Genomic DNA, 16,720 nt, shown 5'->3' on the forward strand with positions numbered 1-16,720 from the left:
GTAGGGGTTGACGGACGCAGCGCACGTCACGTCGGCCCGCGCTCCCGTTGGCCCCCTGCGCCCGCACGGGCATCGATAGAATCACCTGCCCCCACCCCGTGACGGAGGACCGGCATGGCCAGCCCCCTGGTACGCCGCAAGCGGCTCGCGGCCGAGCTGCGCGCCCTGCGCGAGGCGGCCGGCCTGACGCACGAGCAGCTCGGTAAGCAGGTGGGGATGCACCGACTGAAGATCAGTCGGCTGGAGACGGCGACCACCCGCCCGAGTGTGCCGGACGTGATGAAGCTCCTCGACGCGCTCGGCGTGACCGGCGAGCGCTGGCACGCACTGATCGCGGTGGCCCGTGACGGCGGCGAGCGCGGCTGGTGGGAGGAGTACGGCACCGATATGGGGGTCCGCCAGCAGCTCTACGCCGATCTGGAGGCCGGCGCGGCGACCATCCGCGAATACCAGACGGTCGTCGTGCCCGGCCTGCTCCAGCTGCCGGAATACATCCGGGTGCGGGCCGAACAGACCGTACGCAAGGGCGAGCCGATGCCCGCCGACCTCAGCCGGGCGGTGGAGGCGCGCGGCGCGCGACAGCGAATGCTGCGGCGACCGGACGGGCCCAGCTACGAGGTGGTGCTGGAGGAGCTGGCGGTACGCCGACTCGGCGCGCCGCCCGAGGTGACCGCGGCCCAGCTGCGCCACCTGGTCACTCTGGCGGGCGAGCCCGCGGCGAGGACGACCGTACGGGTGCTCCCGATCGAGGTCGCGCTCCCCGGTTACGTGCAGCCGCGAACACCCTTCTCGCTCTACGCCTACCCCGACCACGACGATCCCGTCGTGGTGGCGGTCGACACCGAGACCACCGATCTGATCCTCACCGCCCAGGGCGAGGTCGAACCTTATCTCCGGCTGTACGATCAGCTTCGCGAGGCCGCGCTGCCAGCCGGGGAGAGCCTCGCGTTCCTCACCGAGGCGGCCGACCGGATAGCCGCACGAGGCTCCGCCACGGCGACGGCACGACGCGCAGGAAAGAGATGAACGCGCGATGACTCAGCGGGTGTTCCACGGTTGGATCAAGTCGAGCCGCAGCAATGGCGGCAACGACAACTGCGTCGAGGTCGCGGTCGCGACGGATGGTTCAGCCGTTGGCGTGCGTGACTCGAAGGACCCGACCGGGCCGCTTCTCGTCTTCACGCCGATGGCGTGGTCGGCGTACCTGGACCGATTGCGCGCCGGGAATCGGCGCTGACCGGCCCGCCACAGACATTCATCGCGGTCTTGTTCTCGCCCGCTCTGCGCGCAATACTGTGTGGGTCGGGTCCATGAACTGTTCACTACTGAGTGACTCTCGCTAATCCAGAGCAGATCATCAACTCACCGGAGTCCGTGGCACCCGCTCATGAAGCGACACCGGATGGCCCGGCCCCCCGCGCCCTCGTCGCCACTGCGCCCGCAGGAGCATCGAATGCCCGTACCGCAGTTCTGCGCCATCGACGACCTCGAGGTCGTCGCCCTCGCCGACGCACCCCGGCTCTGCGCGCTCTACCGCCACCCCGAGCCTGCCGACCAGGACGACCTGCCGCCGGGGGTTGCCGGCTGGGTGCTCGCCTGGCCGGACGGCTCCGCCCTCACGGTGCTCACCGAGGGGGACCGTCCGCAGATCATCTCGGCTCCATTGTCCAGCGTGGAGCGTCGATGGTCCGCCCTGCTCTGCGCGGATCTGGTGGCAATCGCCCACCACTCGGGGGGATCGCCGGCGAGGTGACGACACCGGCGTGGGTTAGGGCGTCTGCCTGGCGGCGATGACCGCGCTCCAGGCGTCGCTGATCCGGACGGAGAGCTGACCGGCGGCCATCAGGTCCTCGGGCGAGGCGCTCGCGATCCAGTCCGCCGCCCTGCCCTCGGGCAGCTTGCCGGCCAGGTAGTCGCCGAGTGCGGTCAGGCCCATCTCCCATCCCGCGCCCAGCCCCCACATCTCCGGCGAGGCGTTGGGGATGATCTCGGCGGGCACCGGGGAGTGCTCCAGCTCCAGGACGGTCGTGTCGCCCTTCGGCGTCAGGAGCAGCCGGACATCGCTGGTCCCCCCGCCGAACTCCCACGTCACCGCGATCTCACGCGGCTTGTCGCAGCGGACGATCTCGCCGCTGGCGTTGCCCTCCAGGCTGTACCGACCGCCGACGCGCAGGTCTCCGGTGATCGGCAGGAACCAGCGCACCAGCCGCTCGGGGTCGGTCAGGGCGTCCCAGACGTCCTCGGCAGTGGCGTCGTAGCTGCGGCGGATCAGCAGCGTGTTGAGGCCGGTGTGGTGGCTGCGCAGTTCGCGATCGGTGTCGCTGACGGGGTCGAACGTGCCGGTCATGATTTTTCCTCGCCTTCAGGGGAATCTGCTGCCCGCTGTTCGCGGAGTCGACGCCCGCGTTTGCCGCGCGCCAGCTCGGTCGCCAACGCGTCCAGATGCGGCGTCCAGAAGCGCCGGAAGTGCTCCAACCACACGTCGGCCTCGCGCAGCGGTTCGGGATCGACGGCGTAGAGCCGCCGCGCCCCCTCGGCGCGGACCCGCGCGAAGCCGTTCTCCCGGAGCACCTTCAGATGCTGGGAGACCGCCGGCTGGCTGATGCCGAACTCTTCCTGCACGACCGCGCCGACGTCTCCGGCGGCCCGTTCGCCGTCGGCGAGCAACTCCAGGATGCGGCGCCGGACCGGGTCGCCGAGGATGTCGAACGCGCGCACGGGGAGAGATTATCAGCTCAGGCTTATATAAGCTAATCATGATGGGATTCCCGGCACCGCTAGGCTGGCGAGATGTCCGACGCGCCTTTCCACAAGGTCGACACCGTCTTCGTCAAGGTCACCGACCTCGCCGCGGCCGCCCGCTGGTATACCGAGACGCTCGGCTGGCCGGAGCTCTTCCACACCGAACACATCTTCGTGCTGCGCGCGCCGGACGGGCCGCCACTCACCCTGCTCGGGCCAGCGGCGACCGAGTGGTCGGGGTTCAACTTCTACGCCGCCGACGCCGAGGCGGCGCACGCCTGGTTGGCCGAGCGGGATGTCGAGGTGGGCCCGGTGGAGCGCGCGCCGGATCAGCCGGTCACCTGGTTCTGGTTCCGCGACCCCGACGGCAACCGCCTCGAAGTCTGCTCCTACTGATACGAAGGGGTCCTACTGACATGGCGGGTCCCACCGGTACGCAGGGCTTGATCGACAAGGTGGCGTGGCTGCGGGTCGAGGACGGGCGGATCCTGAGCACCCGCTCCCACGGCAAGGACGTCTACTACCTCCCCGGCGGCAAGCGCGAGCCCGGCGAGAGCGACGTGCAGACCCTGGTCCGGGAGGTCGCGGAGGAGCTGACCGTCACGATCATGCCGGAGACCGTCACCCCCGCCGGCACCTTCGAGGCACAGGCGCACGGCCAGCCGGCCGGGGTGCGCGTCCGGATGAGCTGCTACACCGGCGACTACGTCGGCGCGCTGGCCCCGAGCTCCGAGATCGCCGAGCTGGCCTGGCTGACGTACGCCGATCGCGAGCGCGTCTCCCCCGTCGACCAACTCATCTTCGACGAGCTGCACGCCGCCGGCGAGCTGCAGTGAGGGTGACCCGGACTGAGGCCGCTGCGGTCGACCACACGCGCCGCCGCCGTGCTCGCCCTCCTCGCCGTCGAGCCGACGCTAAATCGAACCGCAGCTCGCGCACCGGCCCGACCGCATCCACAGGCGAGGAGAGTCAAGCCGGTCGGCGCGCGATGAAAACAAGTTCACGGCCCGGTCGGTCCGGGGCATCTCGGACATCATCGACGATCAAGCCAGCTGAGACCAGCGAGTCGGCGATCTCGTCGCGAGTACGGAAACACAACGTGGAATCCGACGTCAGCACGGCACCGTCGCTCTCGAACACGAAGGTCCACCGGAAAGAGACAAGGTTGCCCCGAACGTCGGTCACGTCCACCCAGGTCTCGACGCCGCCGACGTTCGGGATGACGGCGCGGGTGAATGACTTCTCCCGGTTCCACTCGCGCCATGCCCTGCGCTCGGGCCGTCGGCTCTCGAACGCGAGCCGCCCTCCTGGTCGCAGCGCAGCGCGGGTGGCACGCAGTGTGGAGGTCCATTCCTCGTCCGTCAGAAAGACCTGAGCGACATTCGCGGTCATCGTCGCGAGGTCCACCTGAAGCGGGGGAAGGGACGCGGCGTCTCCGTGCAGCCATTGGACCTTGTCCGCGCCGGGCTTCATGCGGGCCACGTCGAGCGAGGCGGCGGCGGGGTCGACCCCGATCACCGTCACTCCGCGGCTCGCCAGGAGACAGGCGAAGGTGCCGGTTCCGCAACCGATGTCCAGGACGGTCCGCGCCGTGAACTCGTCGACGAGCGCCGCGTAGAGGTCAAGGTCGGAGCGGTCGGCGTCCAATCGGTCGTAGATCTCGGCGAGCCGGCGTTGCGCGAAAATCGCGTCAGCGACAGCACTGGCCAACACTTCCTCCCGAGGTCAGCGGCGGGTGAGCCGCGCGTGCCAGGCCATGGCCGCGGGATCGGTCAGCGAAGCGACCTGGTCGATCACGACCCGCAGGCGGGCCGCGTCGTCGGGAGCGAGTTTCCAGAGCGGCGCGAAGATCGGGTCGAGTCCCTCGGGCGCACCCGCCGCCACCGCCGACACCAGCTCGGTGAGCAGCTCCCGCTGCCGGTCGTAGGCGCTGCGCGCGCCCGGCCGCCGCATCACGTAGCGCAGTGCCATGCCCTTGAGCAGCGCGCACTGCGCGCGGATGTCGCGCGGCACGATCAGGTCGGCGACGTACCGGCGGAGCTGGTCCTCTCCGAACCGCTCCCGCGTGGCCGTCACCGCGGCCGCGACGAACCGGCCCGTCAGCACGCTGGTCATCCGTTTGAGCGCGGCCTGCGCGCGGTGGCTGCCGTCATAGGCCACCAGTGGCCGCAGCGCCGGGTCGCCCAGCAGGGTCAGCAGCACCGCGCCGAGATCGCCGGCGGACTCCGCCGAGTAGCTCTCCGCGACGTCGGCGCAGAGCGCGGCCCGCTCGTCGGCGTCGTCCAGCATCCGGCGCAGCGGGAGGTAGCCACCGTAGATGGCGTCCTCCACATCGTGCACCGAGTAGGCGACGTCGTCGGCCCAGTCCATCACCTGGGCCTCCAGGCTGCGCCGCCCGGCCTCCGGCGCGCCCCGGCGCAGCCAGGCGAAGACCTCACCGTCGTCGGCGTAGACGCCGAACTTGCGCTCTCCGGCCCGGCGCGGCCACGGGTACTTGCAGGTCGCGTCGAGCGAGGCCCGAGTGAGGTTGAGCCCGGCGGACGACCCGTCCGGGCCGAGCACCTTGGCCTCCAACCGAGTGAGTACGCGCAGCGTCTGCGCGTTGCCCTCGAAACCGCCGCACGGCTGCGCGACCGCGTCGAGCGCCGTCTCGCCGTTGTGGCCGAACGGCGGGTGGCCAAGGTCGTGGGCGAGCCCGGCGACGTCGACCACGTCCGGGTCGCACCCGAGGCGTTCCCCCATCTCCCGGGCGATCTGGGCGACCTCCAACGAGTGCGTCAGCCGGGTGCGCAGGAAGTCGTCCGTGGCGGTGGGCCCGACCGCGCCGGCGGTGTGCACCTGGGTCTTCGCGGCGAGCCGACGGAACCCGGCCGAGTGCAGCACCCGCGCGCGGTCGCGCTCGAAAGGGCTGCGGCTGTGGCCGGTGTCCTTCGGCGGCTCGGGGCTCCACCGCTCGGCGTCGGGCGACCCGGTCAGCGCGGCGCGCGGCGTCACCACGGACGCCCGTGGTGCGCGGTCTGATCGGTCAGCTCGGTCACCGGCCGAGCCTAGCCGCCGGGACCGACAGTGACGGACTGTCCGGATGGCGACTGATGTGACGTGTCGTCGAGCGGACAATCAGCCGCGTGACCGGGCGAGTGTGGCTACGGAGCAGCCGGACGATCGGCATGGACGAGATTGGTCCGGCGGTGCGCGGTGCCATCGAGGAGCACTGCGCCGGCCAGCTCATGGGCGAGTTGCACACCGCGACCGCCTGCTGCGCCACCCGGTCCGTGCAGGTGAGGCGGCCGGTCCTGAACGCGCGCATGTTCGACGTCGGCGACGGGCGCGAGCAGCACCGGGTCGACATCCTGCTGCCGCGCTATCTGGTCGTCGCCCGCACCGAGGCCAGCCACCGGACCCACGTCATGTCGGCGCGGCTCGCCGGCATGACGCTCGGGCCGTCGCTGACCGCCCTGCATTCGGTGATCACCGATTTCGGGGTCGCGGTGACGGCGCAGTGGTCCGCCCACGGCACCGTGAGTTCGGTCTGGATCGGCCTCGGCGACGACGCGGACGGGTACGCGTTCCTGACCGCGCTGCGCAAGGCCGTCGCGGCGGCGGCCCGGCACCGCACAGCCAGGGGCTAGACGGGACCGCGTTGCTTGAGGACGCAGAACTCGTTCCCCTCCGGGTCGGCCAGCACGATCCAGCCGACCCCCGCGCCCTGACCGATGTCGACGTGCCGCGCGCCCATGTTGACCAGACGTTCCACCTCGGCCTCCTGGTCGGAGGGGCGCAGGTCGATGTGGAGCCGGTTCTTGAGATCCTTCGCCTCGCTCGCGGGCACGAAGACGAGGCCGGGCAACTCCTCGGCGGTGCGACGGATCTCGATCTCGTCGGGTTTCTCGTAGGTGATCTGGTAGCCGAGGGCCTCCGCCCACCACCGCGCGAGACGCGCGGGGTCACGGGCGTCGACGACCAGGTTCTCCCACTGGCTAGCCATGGGCCTTGCCTCCGTTGACGGGATCGAGGAGATGACGCCCCAGGTTACGACGCGTGCGCGTGAGCGGCAGCGCGAGCGGTTACTCAGGCACGGAGCGTGACCATAGCGGCGACCGTCGGCATCCGTTCAGCCGACATCGCCACCCGATCCGACCCGTCGATCAAGGACTTCTCCGCACGCTTCTGATCGTACGAATAGGTCCTTGATCGACGGACAGGTCGTTCGTCGACGCTCACCGCGTCGGGCCCCGCGTCGTCAGCGGCTGTCGGATCCCGCCGACTCCACCACGGCACGGCCGGCTTCCAGCCGGGCCACCGGGACGCGGAACGGCGAGCAGGAGACGTAGTCCAGCCCGACCTCGTGGAAGAAGTGCACCGACTCCGGGTCACCACCGTGCTCGCCGCAGACCCCGATCTTCAGGCCGGGACGCGCGGCGCGCCCCTCGTCCACCGCGATCCGCACCAACCGGCCGACGCCCTCCCGGTCGATCGACTCGAACGGCGAGATGCCGAAGATGCCCAGCTCCAGGTACCGCCAGAAGAAGGCGCCCTCGACGTCGTCGCGGGAGAAGCCCCAGCCCATCTGGGTCAGGTCGTTGGTGCCGAAGGAGAAGAACTGGGCCGCCTCGGCGATCTGGCCGGCGGTCAGCGCGGCGCGCGGCACCTCGATCATCGTGCCGATCAGGATCTCGACGGCCTTCTCGCGTTGCACTTCCGCGATGATCTTCTCGGCCTCGGCGCGGACCGTCTCCAACTCCTGCACGGCGCCGACCAGCGGCACCATGATCTCCGGCTTCGGGTCGCCGCCCCGCCCGGCGCACTCCGCCGCGGCCTCGGCGATCGCCCGTACCTGCATTGCGAAGAGCCCCGGAATGACCAGCCCGAGGCGTACGCCGCGCAGTCCCAGCATCGGGTTCTGCTCGTGCATCCGACGGACGGCCGCGAGCAGCGCCTCGTCCTTCGCCGCGTCCTCGCCCCGCGCCTGCGCGACCGCGACGTTCACGGCCAACTCCTCCAGCGGCGGCAGGAACTCGTGCAGCGGCGGGTCGATCAGGCGCACCGTCACCGGCAGGCCGTCCATCTCGCGGAAGATCTCCACGAAGTCGGCGCGCTGCAGCGGCAGCAGCGCGTCCAGCGCCGCCTCCCGCTCCTCACTCGTGCGGGCCAGGATCAGCCGCTCGACCAACTCGCGCCGGTCGCCGAGGAACATGTGCTCGGTCCGGCAGAGGCCGATGCCCTCGGCGCCGAAACGGCGTGCCCGCGCGGCGTCCTCGCCGGTGTCGGCGTTCGTGCGCACGCGCAGCCGCCGCAGTTCGTCGGCGTGCGACATGATCCGGTGTACGGCGGCCACGAGCGGGTCGCCGGTCTCCTCCGGCGTCATGGTCCCCTCGAAGTACTGGACCACCGCCGATGGCTGCACCGGCACCTCGCCGAGGTAGACCCGGCCGGTGGTGCCGTCGACGGAGATCACGTCGCCTTCGCTGACCGTATGACCGCCCACGGTGAACTTCCCGCCGCGCACGTCGACCTCGAGCGAGTCCGCCCCGCAGACGCAGGTCTTGCCCATGCCCCGGGCGACCACGGCCGCGTGACTGGTCTTGCCGCCGCGCGAGGTCAGGATGCCCTGCGCGGCGATCATGCCGGGCAGGTCGTCGGGGTTGGTCTCCCGCCGGACGAGGATGACCGCCTGCCCCTCCTTGGCGAGCTCGACCGCGCGCTTGGCCTCGAAGACCACTGCGCCGACGGCGGCGCCGGGCGACGCGCCCACGCCGGTGGCGAGCACCTCCGGAGAGTCGGCGAGGTCGAACCGGGGGAACATCAGTTGGGCGAGTTGCGCACCGGAGACCCGGTGCAGCGCCTCATCGAGGTCGATGATGCCCTCGTCGACGAGGTGACTGGCGATCTTGAAGGCCGCCGCCGCGGTGCGCTTGCCCACCCGGGTCTGCAGCATCCACAGCTTGCCGCGCTCGATGGTGAACTCGATGTCGCACAGGTCGCGGTAGTGACCCTCCAATGTGGCCATGATGCCGAGCAGTTCGTCGTACGACCGCTTGTCGAGCCGCTCGAGGTCCTGCAACGGCACGGTGTTGCGGATGCCGGCGACCACGTCCTCACCCTGCGCGTTGGCCAGGTAGTCGCCGTAGAGGCCCTGGTCACCGCTGGCCGGGTCGCGGGTGAAGGCGACGCCGGTGCCGGAGTCCTGACCGAGGTTGCCGAAGACCATCGCGACGACGTTGACGGCGGTGCCGAGGTCGGTCGGGATCCGCTCCTGCCGCCGGTAGAGGATCGCCCGGTCGGCGTTCCACGACTCGAAGACCGCCCTGATGGCGAGGTCGAGCTGCTCGCGCGGGTCCTGGGGGAACTCCCGGCCGGTGTGCTTGGCGAAGATCTTCTTGTACGTGCCGACCAGCGCACGCAGGTCGTCGGCGTCCAGGTCGAGGTCGTTGTTCGTGCCCTTGGCGCGCTTGGCCCCGTCGAGGGCGTGCTCGAACTCCTCGCCGGGCACCTCGCAGACGGTCTTGCCGAACATCTGGATGAGGCGGCGGTACGAGTCCCAGGCGAACCGGTCGTTGCCGCCGGCCTGGGCGGAGAGGCCGGTCACGCTCTCGTCGTTGAGGCCGACGTTGAGGACCGTCTCCATCATGCCGGGCATGGAGAACTTCGCGCCGGAGCGCACCGAGACGAGCAGCGGGTCGGCGGCGTCACCCAGCCGCTTGCCCCGCGTCTCTTCCAGCCGGGCGAGGTGGGCGGCGATCTGTTCCGCCAGCCCTTCCGGCTGCTCTCCGGTGGCCAGGTATGCCTGGCACGCCTCGGTGGTGATGGTGAAGCCGGGCGGCACGGGCAGGCCGAGATTTATCATCTCCGCCAGGTTTGCGCCCTTACCACCGAGCAGATCCCGCAGATCCCTGTTTCCTTCGGCGAAGTCGTACACAAACTTGTGCTTCGCCGCTGCTTCCGCTGCCACCAGAGCCTCCCACGCGCCGCCGGTCGACACTGAACGAAGGTTCAGTACGCTCTCCGTACCCCATCGTCGGACTTCCGTACCAGGGGAACCAATGGCCATTGGTGGGCGAAGGCTAAGCGACTGCACGGTTAGCCGGGAGGGTTCGGTGACGAGTCGCACAGTGGCCCGGGCTGGGGACGTTCGTACGGTTTCCTGGGAGCGCTACCACGCGCAACAGTGCGCATTCGGGCTGGTAGCGGCACGGACGACCGTCAGCCGCCGGAGTCGGCGAGCTCGGCGCCCTCCGGCACCGCCTCGTCGTCACGGCTGTCGAGCCAACCGTCGGGCAGGAACACCTTCCCCGGCGAGTTCGTGCGCCCGCGGGGCTGGCCGAGCGTGTCGGTCGGGAAGGGCTCCGCGGAATCGAGCCTGCCGAGCAGGTCGTCGAGCTCGGCCAGGCTGGTGATCATGGCGAGCGACCGGCGCAGCTCGCTGCCGATCGGGAAGCCCTTCAGGTACCAGGCGACGTGCTTGCGGAAGTCCGTGCAGGCGTCCCGTTCGCTGCCGAACGCCTCGCTCAGCAACTCGGCGTGGCGCCGCATCGCCGTCGCCACCTCACCCAACAGCGGCAGCGCCCGCTCCGACCGCCCGTTGAACGCGGCCGCCAGGTCCGCGAAGAGCCACGGCCGCCCCAGACACCCGCGTCCGACGACCACCCCGTCGGCGCCGGTGTGCGCGACCATCCGCAGCGCGTCGTCGGCCTCCCAGATGTCGCCGTTGCCCAGCACCGGCACGTCCAGCGCCTGCTTGAGCGTGGCGATCGCGTCCCAGTCCGCCTGTCCCGAATAGCGCTGCGCCGCCGTACGCCCATGCAGGGCGACCGCGGCCACCCCGGCGTCCTGCGCGGCGAGCCCCGCGTCGACGTACGTCAGATGCTCGTCGTCGATGCCCTTGCGCATCTTGACCGTGACCGGCACCCCGGCGGGCGCCGCGGCGTCGACGGCCGCCCGCACGATGCGGGCGAAGAGCCGGCGCCGCCACGGCAGGGCCGACCCACCCCCCTTGCGGGTCACCTTCGGGACGGGGCAGCCGAAGTTGAGGTCGATGTGGTCGGCGAGGTTCTCCTCGACCACGATCCGCACCGCGGCGGCCGTGACGTCCGGGTCGATGCCGTAGAGCTGCAGGCTCCGCGGGCGCTCCTCCGGGTCGAACGCGATCATGCGCCGGGTCTTCGGGTTCCGTTCCACGAGCGCGGTAGTGGTGATCATCTCGCAGACGTAGAGACCGCCCCCCTGCTCCCGGCAGAGCTTCCGGAAGGCGATGTTGGTGATCCCGGCCATCGGCGCGAGCACCACGGGCGGCCACACCTGGTGCGGTCCGAGGGTGAGCGGGCGAAGGGCAGGGGGCGCGGCGGTGACGGTCACGCCGTCAAGAATTCCACGGCCCTGCGCGGAACACCCACTCGGCCACCGGCCTGAGCTGCGCAGAACGGCCCCTCTCCGCCTCGTCGCGAGGCAGGAAGGGGCCGTTCGTCACACGTCAGCAGCCGGGCAGGCGCTCGATCAGGTAGCGCTCGACCTGGTCCAGCGAGACCCGTTCCTGGGTCATCGTGTCCCGGTCGCGGATCGTCACCGCGTTGTCCTCGAGCGTCTCGAAGTCGACCGTCACGCAGAACGGCGTGCCGATCTCGTCCTGCCGGCGGTAGCGGCGGCCGATCGCCTGGGAGTCGTCGAACTCGACCACCCAGCGCTTGCGCAGGTCGGCCGCGAGCCCCTTCGCCTTCGGGGAGAGGTCGGGGTTGCGCGACAGCGGGAGCACCGCCACCTTGACCGGCGCGAGTCGCGGGTCGAACCGCATGACCGTGCGCTTGTCGACGCCGCCCTTGGTGTTGGGCGCCTGGTCCTCGTCGTACGCCTCGAGCAGGAACGCCAGCACCGCGCGGGTCAGACCGGCGGCCGGCTCGATCACGTACGGCACCCAGCGCTCGCCCTTCTCCTGATCGAAGTAGGAGAGGTCGACCCCGGAGTGCTTGCTGTGCGTGGAGAGGTCGAAGTCGGTGCGGTTGGCGATGCCCTCCAGCTCGGAGAACTCGCTGCCGCCGAACCGGAAGCGGTACTCGATGTCCACCGTCCGCTTCGAGTAGTGCGAGAGCTTCTCCTTGGGGTGCTCGAAGAACCGCAGGTTCGACTCGCTCAGGCCCAGGTCGAGGTACCAGTTCCAGCGCTCCTGGAGCCAGTATTCGTGCCACTGCTCGTCCGAGCCGGGCTCGACGAAGAACTCCATCTCCATCTGCTCGAACTCGCGCGTGCGGAAGATGAAGTTGCCCGGGGTGATCTCGTTGCGGAACGACTTGCCGGTCTGCGCGATGCCGAAGGGCGGCTTCTTGCGGGCGGCGGTCATCACGTTGGCGAAGTTGACGAAGATGCCCTGCGCGGTCTCCGGACGGAGATAGTGCAGGCCCTCCTCGCTCTCGACCGGGCCCAGGTAGGTCTTCATCAGGCCGTTGAACATCCGCGGCTCGCTGAACGTGCCCTTGTTGCCGCAGTTGGGGCAGTTGAGCTCGGCGAGGCTGGTCGGGGGGCGGCCGTGCCGCGCCTCGAACTCCTCTTCCAGGTGGTCGGCGCGGAAGCGCTTGTGGCAGAACTGGCACTCGGTCAGCGGGTCGACGAACGCCTCCAGGTGACCGGAGGCGGCCCAGACGTCCCGGGACAGGATCACCGCCGAGTCCAGGCCCACGACGTCGTCGCGCTGCTGGACGATGGTCTTCCACCACTGCCGGCGGACGTTGTCCTTGAGCTCGACGCCGAGGGGACCGTAGTCCCAGGCGGAGCGGGTGCCGCCGTAAATCTCGCTGGACGGGAAGACGAAACCGCGACGCTTCGCGAGGCTGACAACGGCGTCGATACGGTCGGCTGGCATGAATTTCCTCACTACGCCGGCTGGCGGTCGGCGGGGACGGGGACGTATGAAACAGCAGGCACAACGGTACGGCCACCGACGGCCGACGCCCAGCAGATTACCCCGGCCGGACGCGGGAGCCGTCGCCGGCCGCGCCGCCGGTCCACGGCGGGAGCGCTAGCGGACCCCGCAGACCTCGAACTCCCCGGTCCCGGAGTCCTGCGCGAGCACGACGCGCACCGTTCGCCCACCGCCACGGGCATAGGTCACGTCCACCGGCACGATCACCTCGTTGGCGATCGTGGCGTCCCGGACGGTGTACGAGGTGATCTGCGGCTCCGCGGCCACCCGTCGTTCGAACTCCGGTGGCGACTCGCGGCGCCGGACGTCGCCACAGAGCAGCGCGTACGCCTTGTCGTACTCCTCCTGCTCCACGGCGTCGAAGTACTCCCCGACCACGACCCGCGCCCGCTCGTTGACCGCCTGCGTGCCGGTCACCGCGAGGCCGAGCAGCGCCGCCCCTCCGCCGCCGCAGCAGAGCACCACCGCGAGGGCCGCCACGCCGAGGCCGATCCAGAGCCGGGTGGTGCGTCCTTCGGTGGGAGGCGCGGCGAAGGGCGGGGAGACCCCCGGCCCCGGCGGCGGCACGGGCACACCCGGCGGCGGCACGGGCACACCGGGCGGCGGCGGGCCGCCCGCGCCCCAATCCGGACCGCGGGGTACGGCGTGCGGCGGCGGGCCGGCCGGTCCGGAAACGGTCATGAGGGCAAGGGTAGTGGTTGCCGCTCAGCGGCTCGGATCCGTGGCCCGGTCGCTGGTCGACACGGCGACCACGCCGCCCGGTTCCGCGCTGGCGAGCGGTTCGTACGCCGACGGCTCGTCCAGCGACTCTGCGAGCAGTGGGGTGGCGTACACCTTCACGTCGAACGCCCCGAGGGCGCGGCGGTAGGTGCCGACCGACTCCCACTCGGTCACCAGGCACCAGTGGTCCGGCTCGTCCAGCGAGCGGGTGAGCTGGCCGTGCCGGTATCCGGGTCGGCCAGCGAGCGCGGCGAGCGCCGCATGGGCCCGCTCGGTGAACGCGCCGGCTCCGTCCTCGGTCACGACAAACCGGTTCATCACCAGCACGCGCTTTCCTCCTCAGTGTCCCAGCAGAACCGGGTGTCTCATTAGAGTCTGTCGGATGCAGCCTACGCAGAACGATCCGCTGGCCCGGCTCGCCCGGCTCAACCCGACGGCGGTCTTCCTCGGCGCGCTGGTGCTGGTGCTGGCGGGCTTCTTCGCCCCCGGGATCATCGGCGGGGCGTTGCTGCTGGTCCTCGCCGCCGGCCTGGTGGCGCTGCTGGTGACGACGTGGCCGGTCCAGGCGCCCCGTACCCGGCTGCTCCGCCTGCTCGTCCTGGGCCTGCTGATCACCGCGGCGCTGATGAAGATCTTCTGACCCGTTTCCCCATCGCATGCACCCATGCGTTTTTGACAATCATTCTCATTGTCGCGGAGAGTTGGGGCATGCCCAGCCGCACCGCTCTCCGCCGTACCCTCGCCGCGACCGCGGCCGCGCTCCTCACCCTCGGTGGCGCCGCCGCCTGTTCGGCCGGCTCGGCCGACGCCGACCCCAACCGGGTGACGGTGGTCGCCGCGTTCTACCCGCTGCAGTTCGTCGCCGAGCGGATCGGTGGCGACGCCGTGCGGGTGACCAACCTCGCCAAGCCCGGCGCGGAGCCGCACGACCTGGAGCTCAACCCGCGGCAGGTCGGCCAGATCAGCGACGCGAAGCTGGTGGTCTATCTCAAGGGCTTCCAGCCGGCGGTCGACGACGCGGTGGCGCAGCAGGCCGACAACCACGCCTTCGACGTCGCCACGGTCGCGCCGCTGCTCGACGCGAGCGCGGGAGGGCACGAGCACGAGGGTGAGCCGGGGCACAAGGAGGAGCAGAGCGGCAAGGATCCGCACGTCTGGCTCGACCCCACCCGGCTCGCCGCGATCGGCGACAAGCTCGCCGAGCGGCTCGCCGCCGCCGACCCCGACCACGCCGCCGACTTCCCGGCGCGGGCCAGCGCTCTCCGCGCCGACCTGGAGAAACTGGACCGGGAGTACGAGCAGTCGCTGAAGACCTGCCAGCGCCGGGAGGTGGTGACGAGCCACAGCGCCTTCGGCTACCTCGCGCAGCGCTACAAGCTCGAACAGATCAGCGTCGCCGGGCTGACTCCGGAGGACGAGCCGTCGGCGCAGCGGCTGGTCGAGGTGGCGAGCGAGGCACGGGAGCACAAGGCCAGCACGATCTTCTTCGAGACGCTGGTGAGCCCGAAGGTCGCCGAGACCATCGCCCGTGAGGTGGGGGCGCAGACCGCCGTCCTGGACCCGATCGAAGGACTGCAGCCCGGCACGGGCGGCGACTACCTTTCGGTCATGCGCACCAACCTCGCCGCGCTCAAGCCGGCGCTGGGCTGCTCGTGAGCCCCATCGTCATTCAGGTCGAGCATGCGACGGCCGCCTACGACGGACGTCCCGTGCTGCGTGGCGTCTCGCTCACCGTGACGGCCGGCGAGGTGGTCGCCGTCCTCGGCGCCAACGGCTCCGGCAAGTCCACCCTGGTCCGCGCCATCCTCGGCCTGGTGCCGCTCACCGGCGGCGCCGTCACCCTCTTCGGCACGCCGGCACGCCGGTTCCGGCAGTGGCGACGCATCGGCTACGTGCCGCAGCGGCTCGGCGCGGGCAGCGGCGTACCGGCCACCGTCGCCGAGGTCGTCGCCGCCGGGCGGCTGGCCCGGCGCGGCGTGTTCCGTCCCGCGCGCTCCGCCGACCGGGAGGCCGTGGCCGCCGCGCTGCGCGCCGTGGGGCTCGCCGACCGGGCCGGCGACCCGGTCGCCACCCTCTCCGGAGGCCAGCAGCAGCGCACCCTGATCGCCCGGGCGCTCGCCGGCCAGCCCGAACTGCTGGTGCTCGACGAACCGACCGCGGGGGTCGACGCCGCCAGCCAGGAGGCGTTCGCCGACGCGCTGCGCGGGTTCGTCGCCGAGGGCGGCACCGTCCTGCTCGTCGCGCATGAGCTCGGCCCGCTGCACCCGCTGATCAGCCGGGCGGTCGTGGTCCATCACGGAGAGATCGCGCACGACGGTCCGGTGCCGTCGCCCGCGGGTCACCACGCGGAGCCGGGGCATGACCACGTGCATCCGCACGCTCCGACGGAATCGTCGCGGATGTGGAGCGCATGAACCTCTTCCAGTACGACTTCATGATCCGCGCGTTGATCGCCGCGCTCGTGATCGGGCTGACCGCACCGGCGCTCGGGATCTACCTCGTGCAGCGCCGCATGTCGCTGATCGGCGACGGCGTCGGCCATGTCGCGCTGACCGGCGTCGGCGTCGGACTGCTGCTCGACCAGTCCCCCATCCTCACCGCCATGCTGGTCGCCGCCGCCGGCGCCGTCACCATCGAACTGATCCGGGAACGCGGTCGCACCTCCGGTGACCTCGCCCTCGCGCTGCTCTTCTACGGCGGCATCGCCGGCGGCGTCATGCTCGTCGGTCTGTCGGCCAACCGCAGCAACGCCAACCTGATGGCGTACCTCTTCGGCTCGCTGACCACCACCTCCCCCGCCGACCTGGTGGTGATCGTGGTGCTCGCGGTGACGCTGCTCGCCGCGATGCTGCTGCTGCGTCCCGCGCTCTTCGCGATCTCCCACGACGAGGAGTACGCGAAGGTCTCCGGTCTGCCGGTGCGCACACTCAACCTGCTGCTCGCGGTGACCACCGCGATGACCGTCACGATCGCCATGCGCACGGTCGGGCTGCTGCTGATCAGCGCCATGATGGTCGTGCCGGTGGCGACCGCCCAGCAGGTCACCCGCGGCTTCCGCAGCACGATGGCGCTCGCGATGGGGGTCGGCGTGCTCGCCGCCGGCTGCGGGGTGTGGCTCGCCGGTCAGGCCAACACCGCGCCCGGCGCCACCATCGTCGTGCTGGCCATCGCCGCGTTCCTCGCGGTGGCGCTCGGCGCCGCGCTCCGGCGCGCGCTGCGCCGACGGTCCGTGCCGGTGGCCCACCATCCCGCCCCCGAGCTCGAACCGCCCGACGTGGTGCTCGAACGCTGACCGGGTCCGGGATCGCCGGGCGGACGCCGGCGGCGCGGGGCGCCGCTGGCATTGGTTAC

20 protein-coding genes are annotated in these 16,720 nt (G+C 71.0%); 10 read left to right on the forward strand and 10 right to left on the reverse strand.

Going from position 1 to position 16,720, the window contains the following annotated elements; all coding sequences use genetic code 11:
* The first annotated feature begins 114 nt into the window (after nt 1–114).
* The 3 genes from AB0J06_RS17085 (at nt 115) to AB0J06_RS17095 (ending at nt 1,753) form a co-directional block, all read left to right on the forward strand.
* Nucleotides 115–1,026, forward strand: a complete 912-nt coding sequence (locus AB0J06_RS17085) for a helix-turn-helix transcriptional regulator (RefSeq protein ID WP_357429463.1) — start codon at nt 115–117, stop codon at nt 1,024–1,026.
* 7 nt (nt 1,027–1,033) lie between these two features.
* A complete protein-coding gene (locus AB0J06_RS17090) occupies nt 1,034–1,237 on the forward strand; it encodes a DUF397 domain-containing protein (protein ID WP_357429465.1) in 204 nt (67 codons plus the stop codon).
* A gap of 216 nt (nt 1,238–1,453) precedes the next feature.
* The gene (locus AB0J06_RS17095; RefSeq protein WP_357429467.1) at nt 1,454–1,753 is read left to right on the forward strand and encodes a hypothetical protein; all 300 of its coding nucleotides are present in this window, start codon (nt 1,454–1,456) and stop codon (nt 1,751–1,753) included.
* A 15-nt stretch (nt 1,754–1,768) separates the two neighbouring features.
* On the opposite strand, the gene AB0J06_RS17100 is transcribed toward AB0J06_RS17095, so the two are convergent.
* Both AB0J06_RS17100 and AB0J06_RS17105 read right to left on the reverse strand, forming a co-directional pair.
* Nucleotides 1,769–2,347, reverse strand: a complete 579-nt coding sequence (locus AB0J06_RS17100; RefSeq protein ID WP_357429469.1) for an SRPBCC family protein — start codon at nt 2,345–2,347, stop codon at nt 1,769–1,771.
* Complete coding sequence (locus AB0J06_RS17105; RefSeq protein WP_357429471.1) at nt 2,344–2,718, reverse strand: metalloregulator ArsR/SmtB family transcription factor; 375 nt, start codon at nt 2,716–2,718, stop codon at nt 2,344–2,346. Before AB0J06_RS17105 ends, AB0J06_RS17100 begins: the two co-directional genes overlap by 4 nt.
* A gap of 72 nt (nt 2,719–2,790) precedes the next feature.
* Here AB0J06_RS17105 and AB0J06_RS17110 point away from each other — a divergent pair, with 72 nt between their 5' ends.
* Together AB0J06_RS17110 and AB0J06_RS17115 are read left to right on the forward strand one after the other, a co-directional pair.
* Nucleotides 2,791–3,138 (forward strand): VOC family protein, encoded by a 348-nt coding sequence (locus AB0J06_RS17110; RefSeq protein WP_357429473.1) that lies wholly within the window; start codon nt 2,791–2,793, stop codon nt 3,136–3,138.
* 20 nt (nt 3,139–3,158) lie between these two features.
* Nucleotides 3,159–3,578: an NUDIX domain-containing protein gene (locus AB0J06_RS17115; RefSeq protein WP_357429475.1), complete on the forward strand. Its 420-nt coding sequence runs from the start codon at nt 3,159–3,161 to the stop codon at nt 3,576–3,578.
* 133 nt (nt 3,579–3,711) lie between these two features.
* On the opposite strand, the gene AB0J06_RS17120 is transcribed toward AB0J06_RS17115, so the two are convergent.
* Both AB0J06_RS17120 and AB0J06_RS17125 read right to left on the reverse strand, forming a co-directional pair.
* Nucleotides 3,712–4,389, reverse strand: a complete 678-nt coding sequence (locus tag AB0J06_RS17120) for a class I SAM-dependent methyltransferase (RefSeq protein ID WP_357429477.1) — start codon at nt 4,387–4,389, stop codon at nt 3,712–3,714.
* Between the two features lie 78 nt (nt 4,390–4,467).
* Entirely contained in the window at nt 4,468–5,718 is a 1,251-nt protein-coding gene (locus tag AB0J06_RS17125; protein WP_357429598.1) for a deoxyguanosinetriphosphate triphosphohydrolase, read from the reverse strand.
* A gap of 149 nt (nt 5,719–5,867) precedes the next feature.
* Between AB0J06_RS17125 and AB0J06_RS17130 the strand changes: the two genes are divergently transcribed.
* Complete coding sequence (locus tag AB0J06_RS17130) at nt 5,868–6,371, forward strand: hypothetical protein (RefSeq protein WP_357429479.1); 504 nt, start codon at nt 5,868–5,870, stop codon at nt 6,369–6,371.
* Here the strand turns inward: AB0J06_RS17130 and AB0J06_RS17135 are convergent.
* From AB0J06_RS17135 to AB0J06_RS17160, 6 genes are all read right to left on the reverse strand, one after another.
* The gene (locus tag AB0J06_RS17135; protein WP_357429481.1) at nt 6,368–6,727 is read right to left on the reverse strand and encodes a VOC family protein; all 360 of its coding nucleotides are present in this window, start codon (nt 6,725–6,727) and stop codon (nt 6,368–6,370) included. The genes AB0J06_RS17130 and AB0J06_RS17135 overlap by 4 nt on opposite strands.
* A gap of 255 nt (nt 6,728–6,982) precedes the next feature.
* Entirely contained in the window at nt 6,983–9,691 is a 2,709-nt protein-coding gene (gene ppdK, locus AB0J06_RS17140) for a pyruvate, phosphate dikinase (protein ID WP_357429483.1), read from the reverse strand.
* Nucleotides 9,692–9,942: 251 nt separating this feature from the next.
* Nucleotides 9,943–11,094, reverse strand: coding sequence for a tRNA dihydrouridine synthase DusB (gene dusB / locus AB0J06_RS17145; protein WP_357429485.1), 1,152 nt, complete (start codon nt 11,092–11,094; stop codon nt 9,943–9,945).
* Between the two features lie 115 nt (nt 11,095–11,209).
* Complete coding sequence (locus AB0J06_RS17150; protein ID WP_357429487.1) at nt 11,210–12,589, reverse strand: glycine--tRNA ligase; 1,380 nt, start codon at nt 12,587–12,589, stop codon at nt 11,210–11,212.
* Between the two features lie 156 nt (nt 12,590–12,745).
* On the reverse strand, nt 12,746–13,222 hold the full coding sequence (locus tag AB0J06_RS17155; RefSeq protein WP_357429601.1) for a hypothetical protein: 477 nt from the start codon (nt 13,220–13,222) through the stop codon (nt 12,746–12,748).
* A 132-nt stretch (nt 13,223–13,354) separates the two neighbouring features.
* Complete coding sequence (locus tag AB0J06_RS17160; RefSeq protein WP_357429490.1) at nt 13,355–13,696, reverse strand: antibiotic biosynthesis monooxygenase family protein; 342 nt, start codon at nt 13,694–13,696, stop codon at nt 13,355–13,357.
* 55 nt (nt 13,697–13,751) lie between these two features.
* Here AB0J06_RS17160 and AB0J06_RS17165 point away from each other — a divergent pair, with 55 nt between their 5' ends.
* The 4 genes from AB0J06_RS17165 to AB0J06_RS17180 all read left to right on the forward strand — a co-directional run bounded on the left by AB0J06_RS17165 (nt 13,752) and on the right by AB0J06_RS17180 (nt 16,661).
* Nucleotides 13,752–14,009, forward strand: a complete 258-nt coding sequence (locus AB0J06_RS17165; RefSeq protein WP_357429492.1) for a DUF6703 family protein — start codon at nt 13,752–13,754, stop codon at nt 14,007–14,009.
* Nucleotides 14,010–14,077: 68 nt separating this feature from the next.
* Nucleotides 14,078–15,025: a metal ABC transporter substrate-binding protein gene (locus AB0J06_RS17170; protein WP_357429494.1), complete on the forward strand. Its 948-nt coding sequence runs from the start codon at nt 14,078–14,080 to the stop codon at nt 15,023–15,025.
* Nucleotides 15,016–15,783, forward strand: coding sequence for a metal ABC transporter ATP-binding protein (locus AB0J06_RS17175; protein WP_357429603.1), 768 nt, complete (start codon nt 15,016–15,018; stop codon nt 15,781–15,783). The genes AB0J06_RS17170 and AB0J06_RS17175 overlap by 10 nt, the downstream gene beginning before the upstream one ends.
* The gene (locus AB0J06_RS17180; RefSeq protein ID WP_357429605.1) at nt 15,780–16,661 is read left to right on the forward strand and encodes a metal ABC transporter permease; all 882 of its coding nucleotides are present in this window, start codon (nt 15,780–15,782) and stop codon (nt 16,659–16,661) included. Before AB0J06_RS17175 ends, AB0J06_RS17180 begins: the two co-directional genes overlap by 4 nt.
* Nucleotides 16,662–16,720 lie beyond the last annotated feature (59 nt).

It is taken from the genome of Micromonospora sp. NPDC049679, from assembly GCF_040659735.1.
GTDB lineage: Bacteria > Actinomycetota > Actinomycetes > Mycobacteriales > Micromonosporaceae > Micromonospora_I.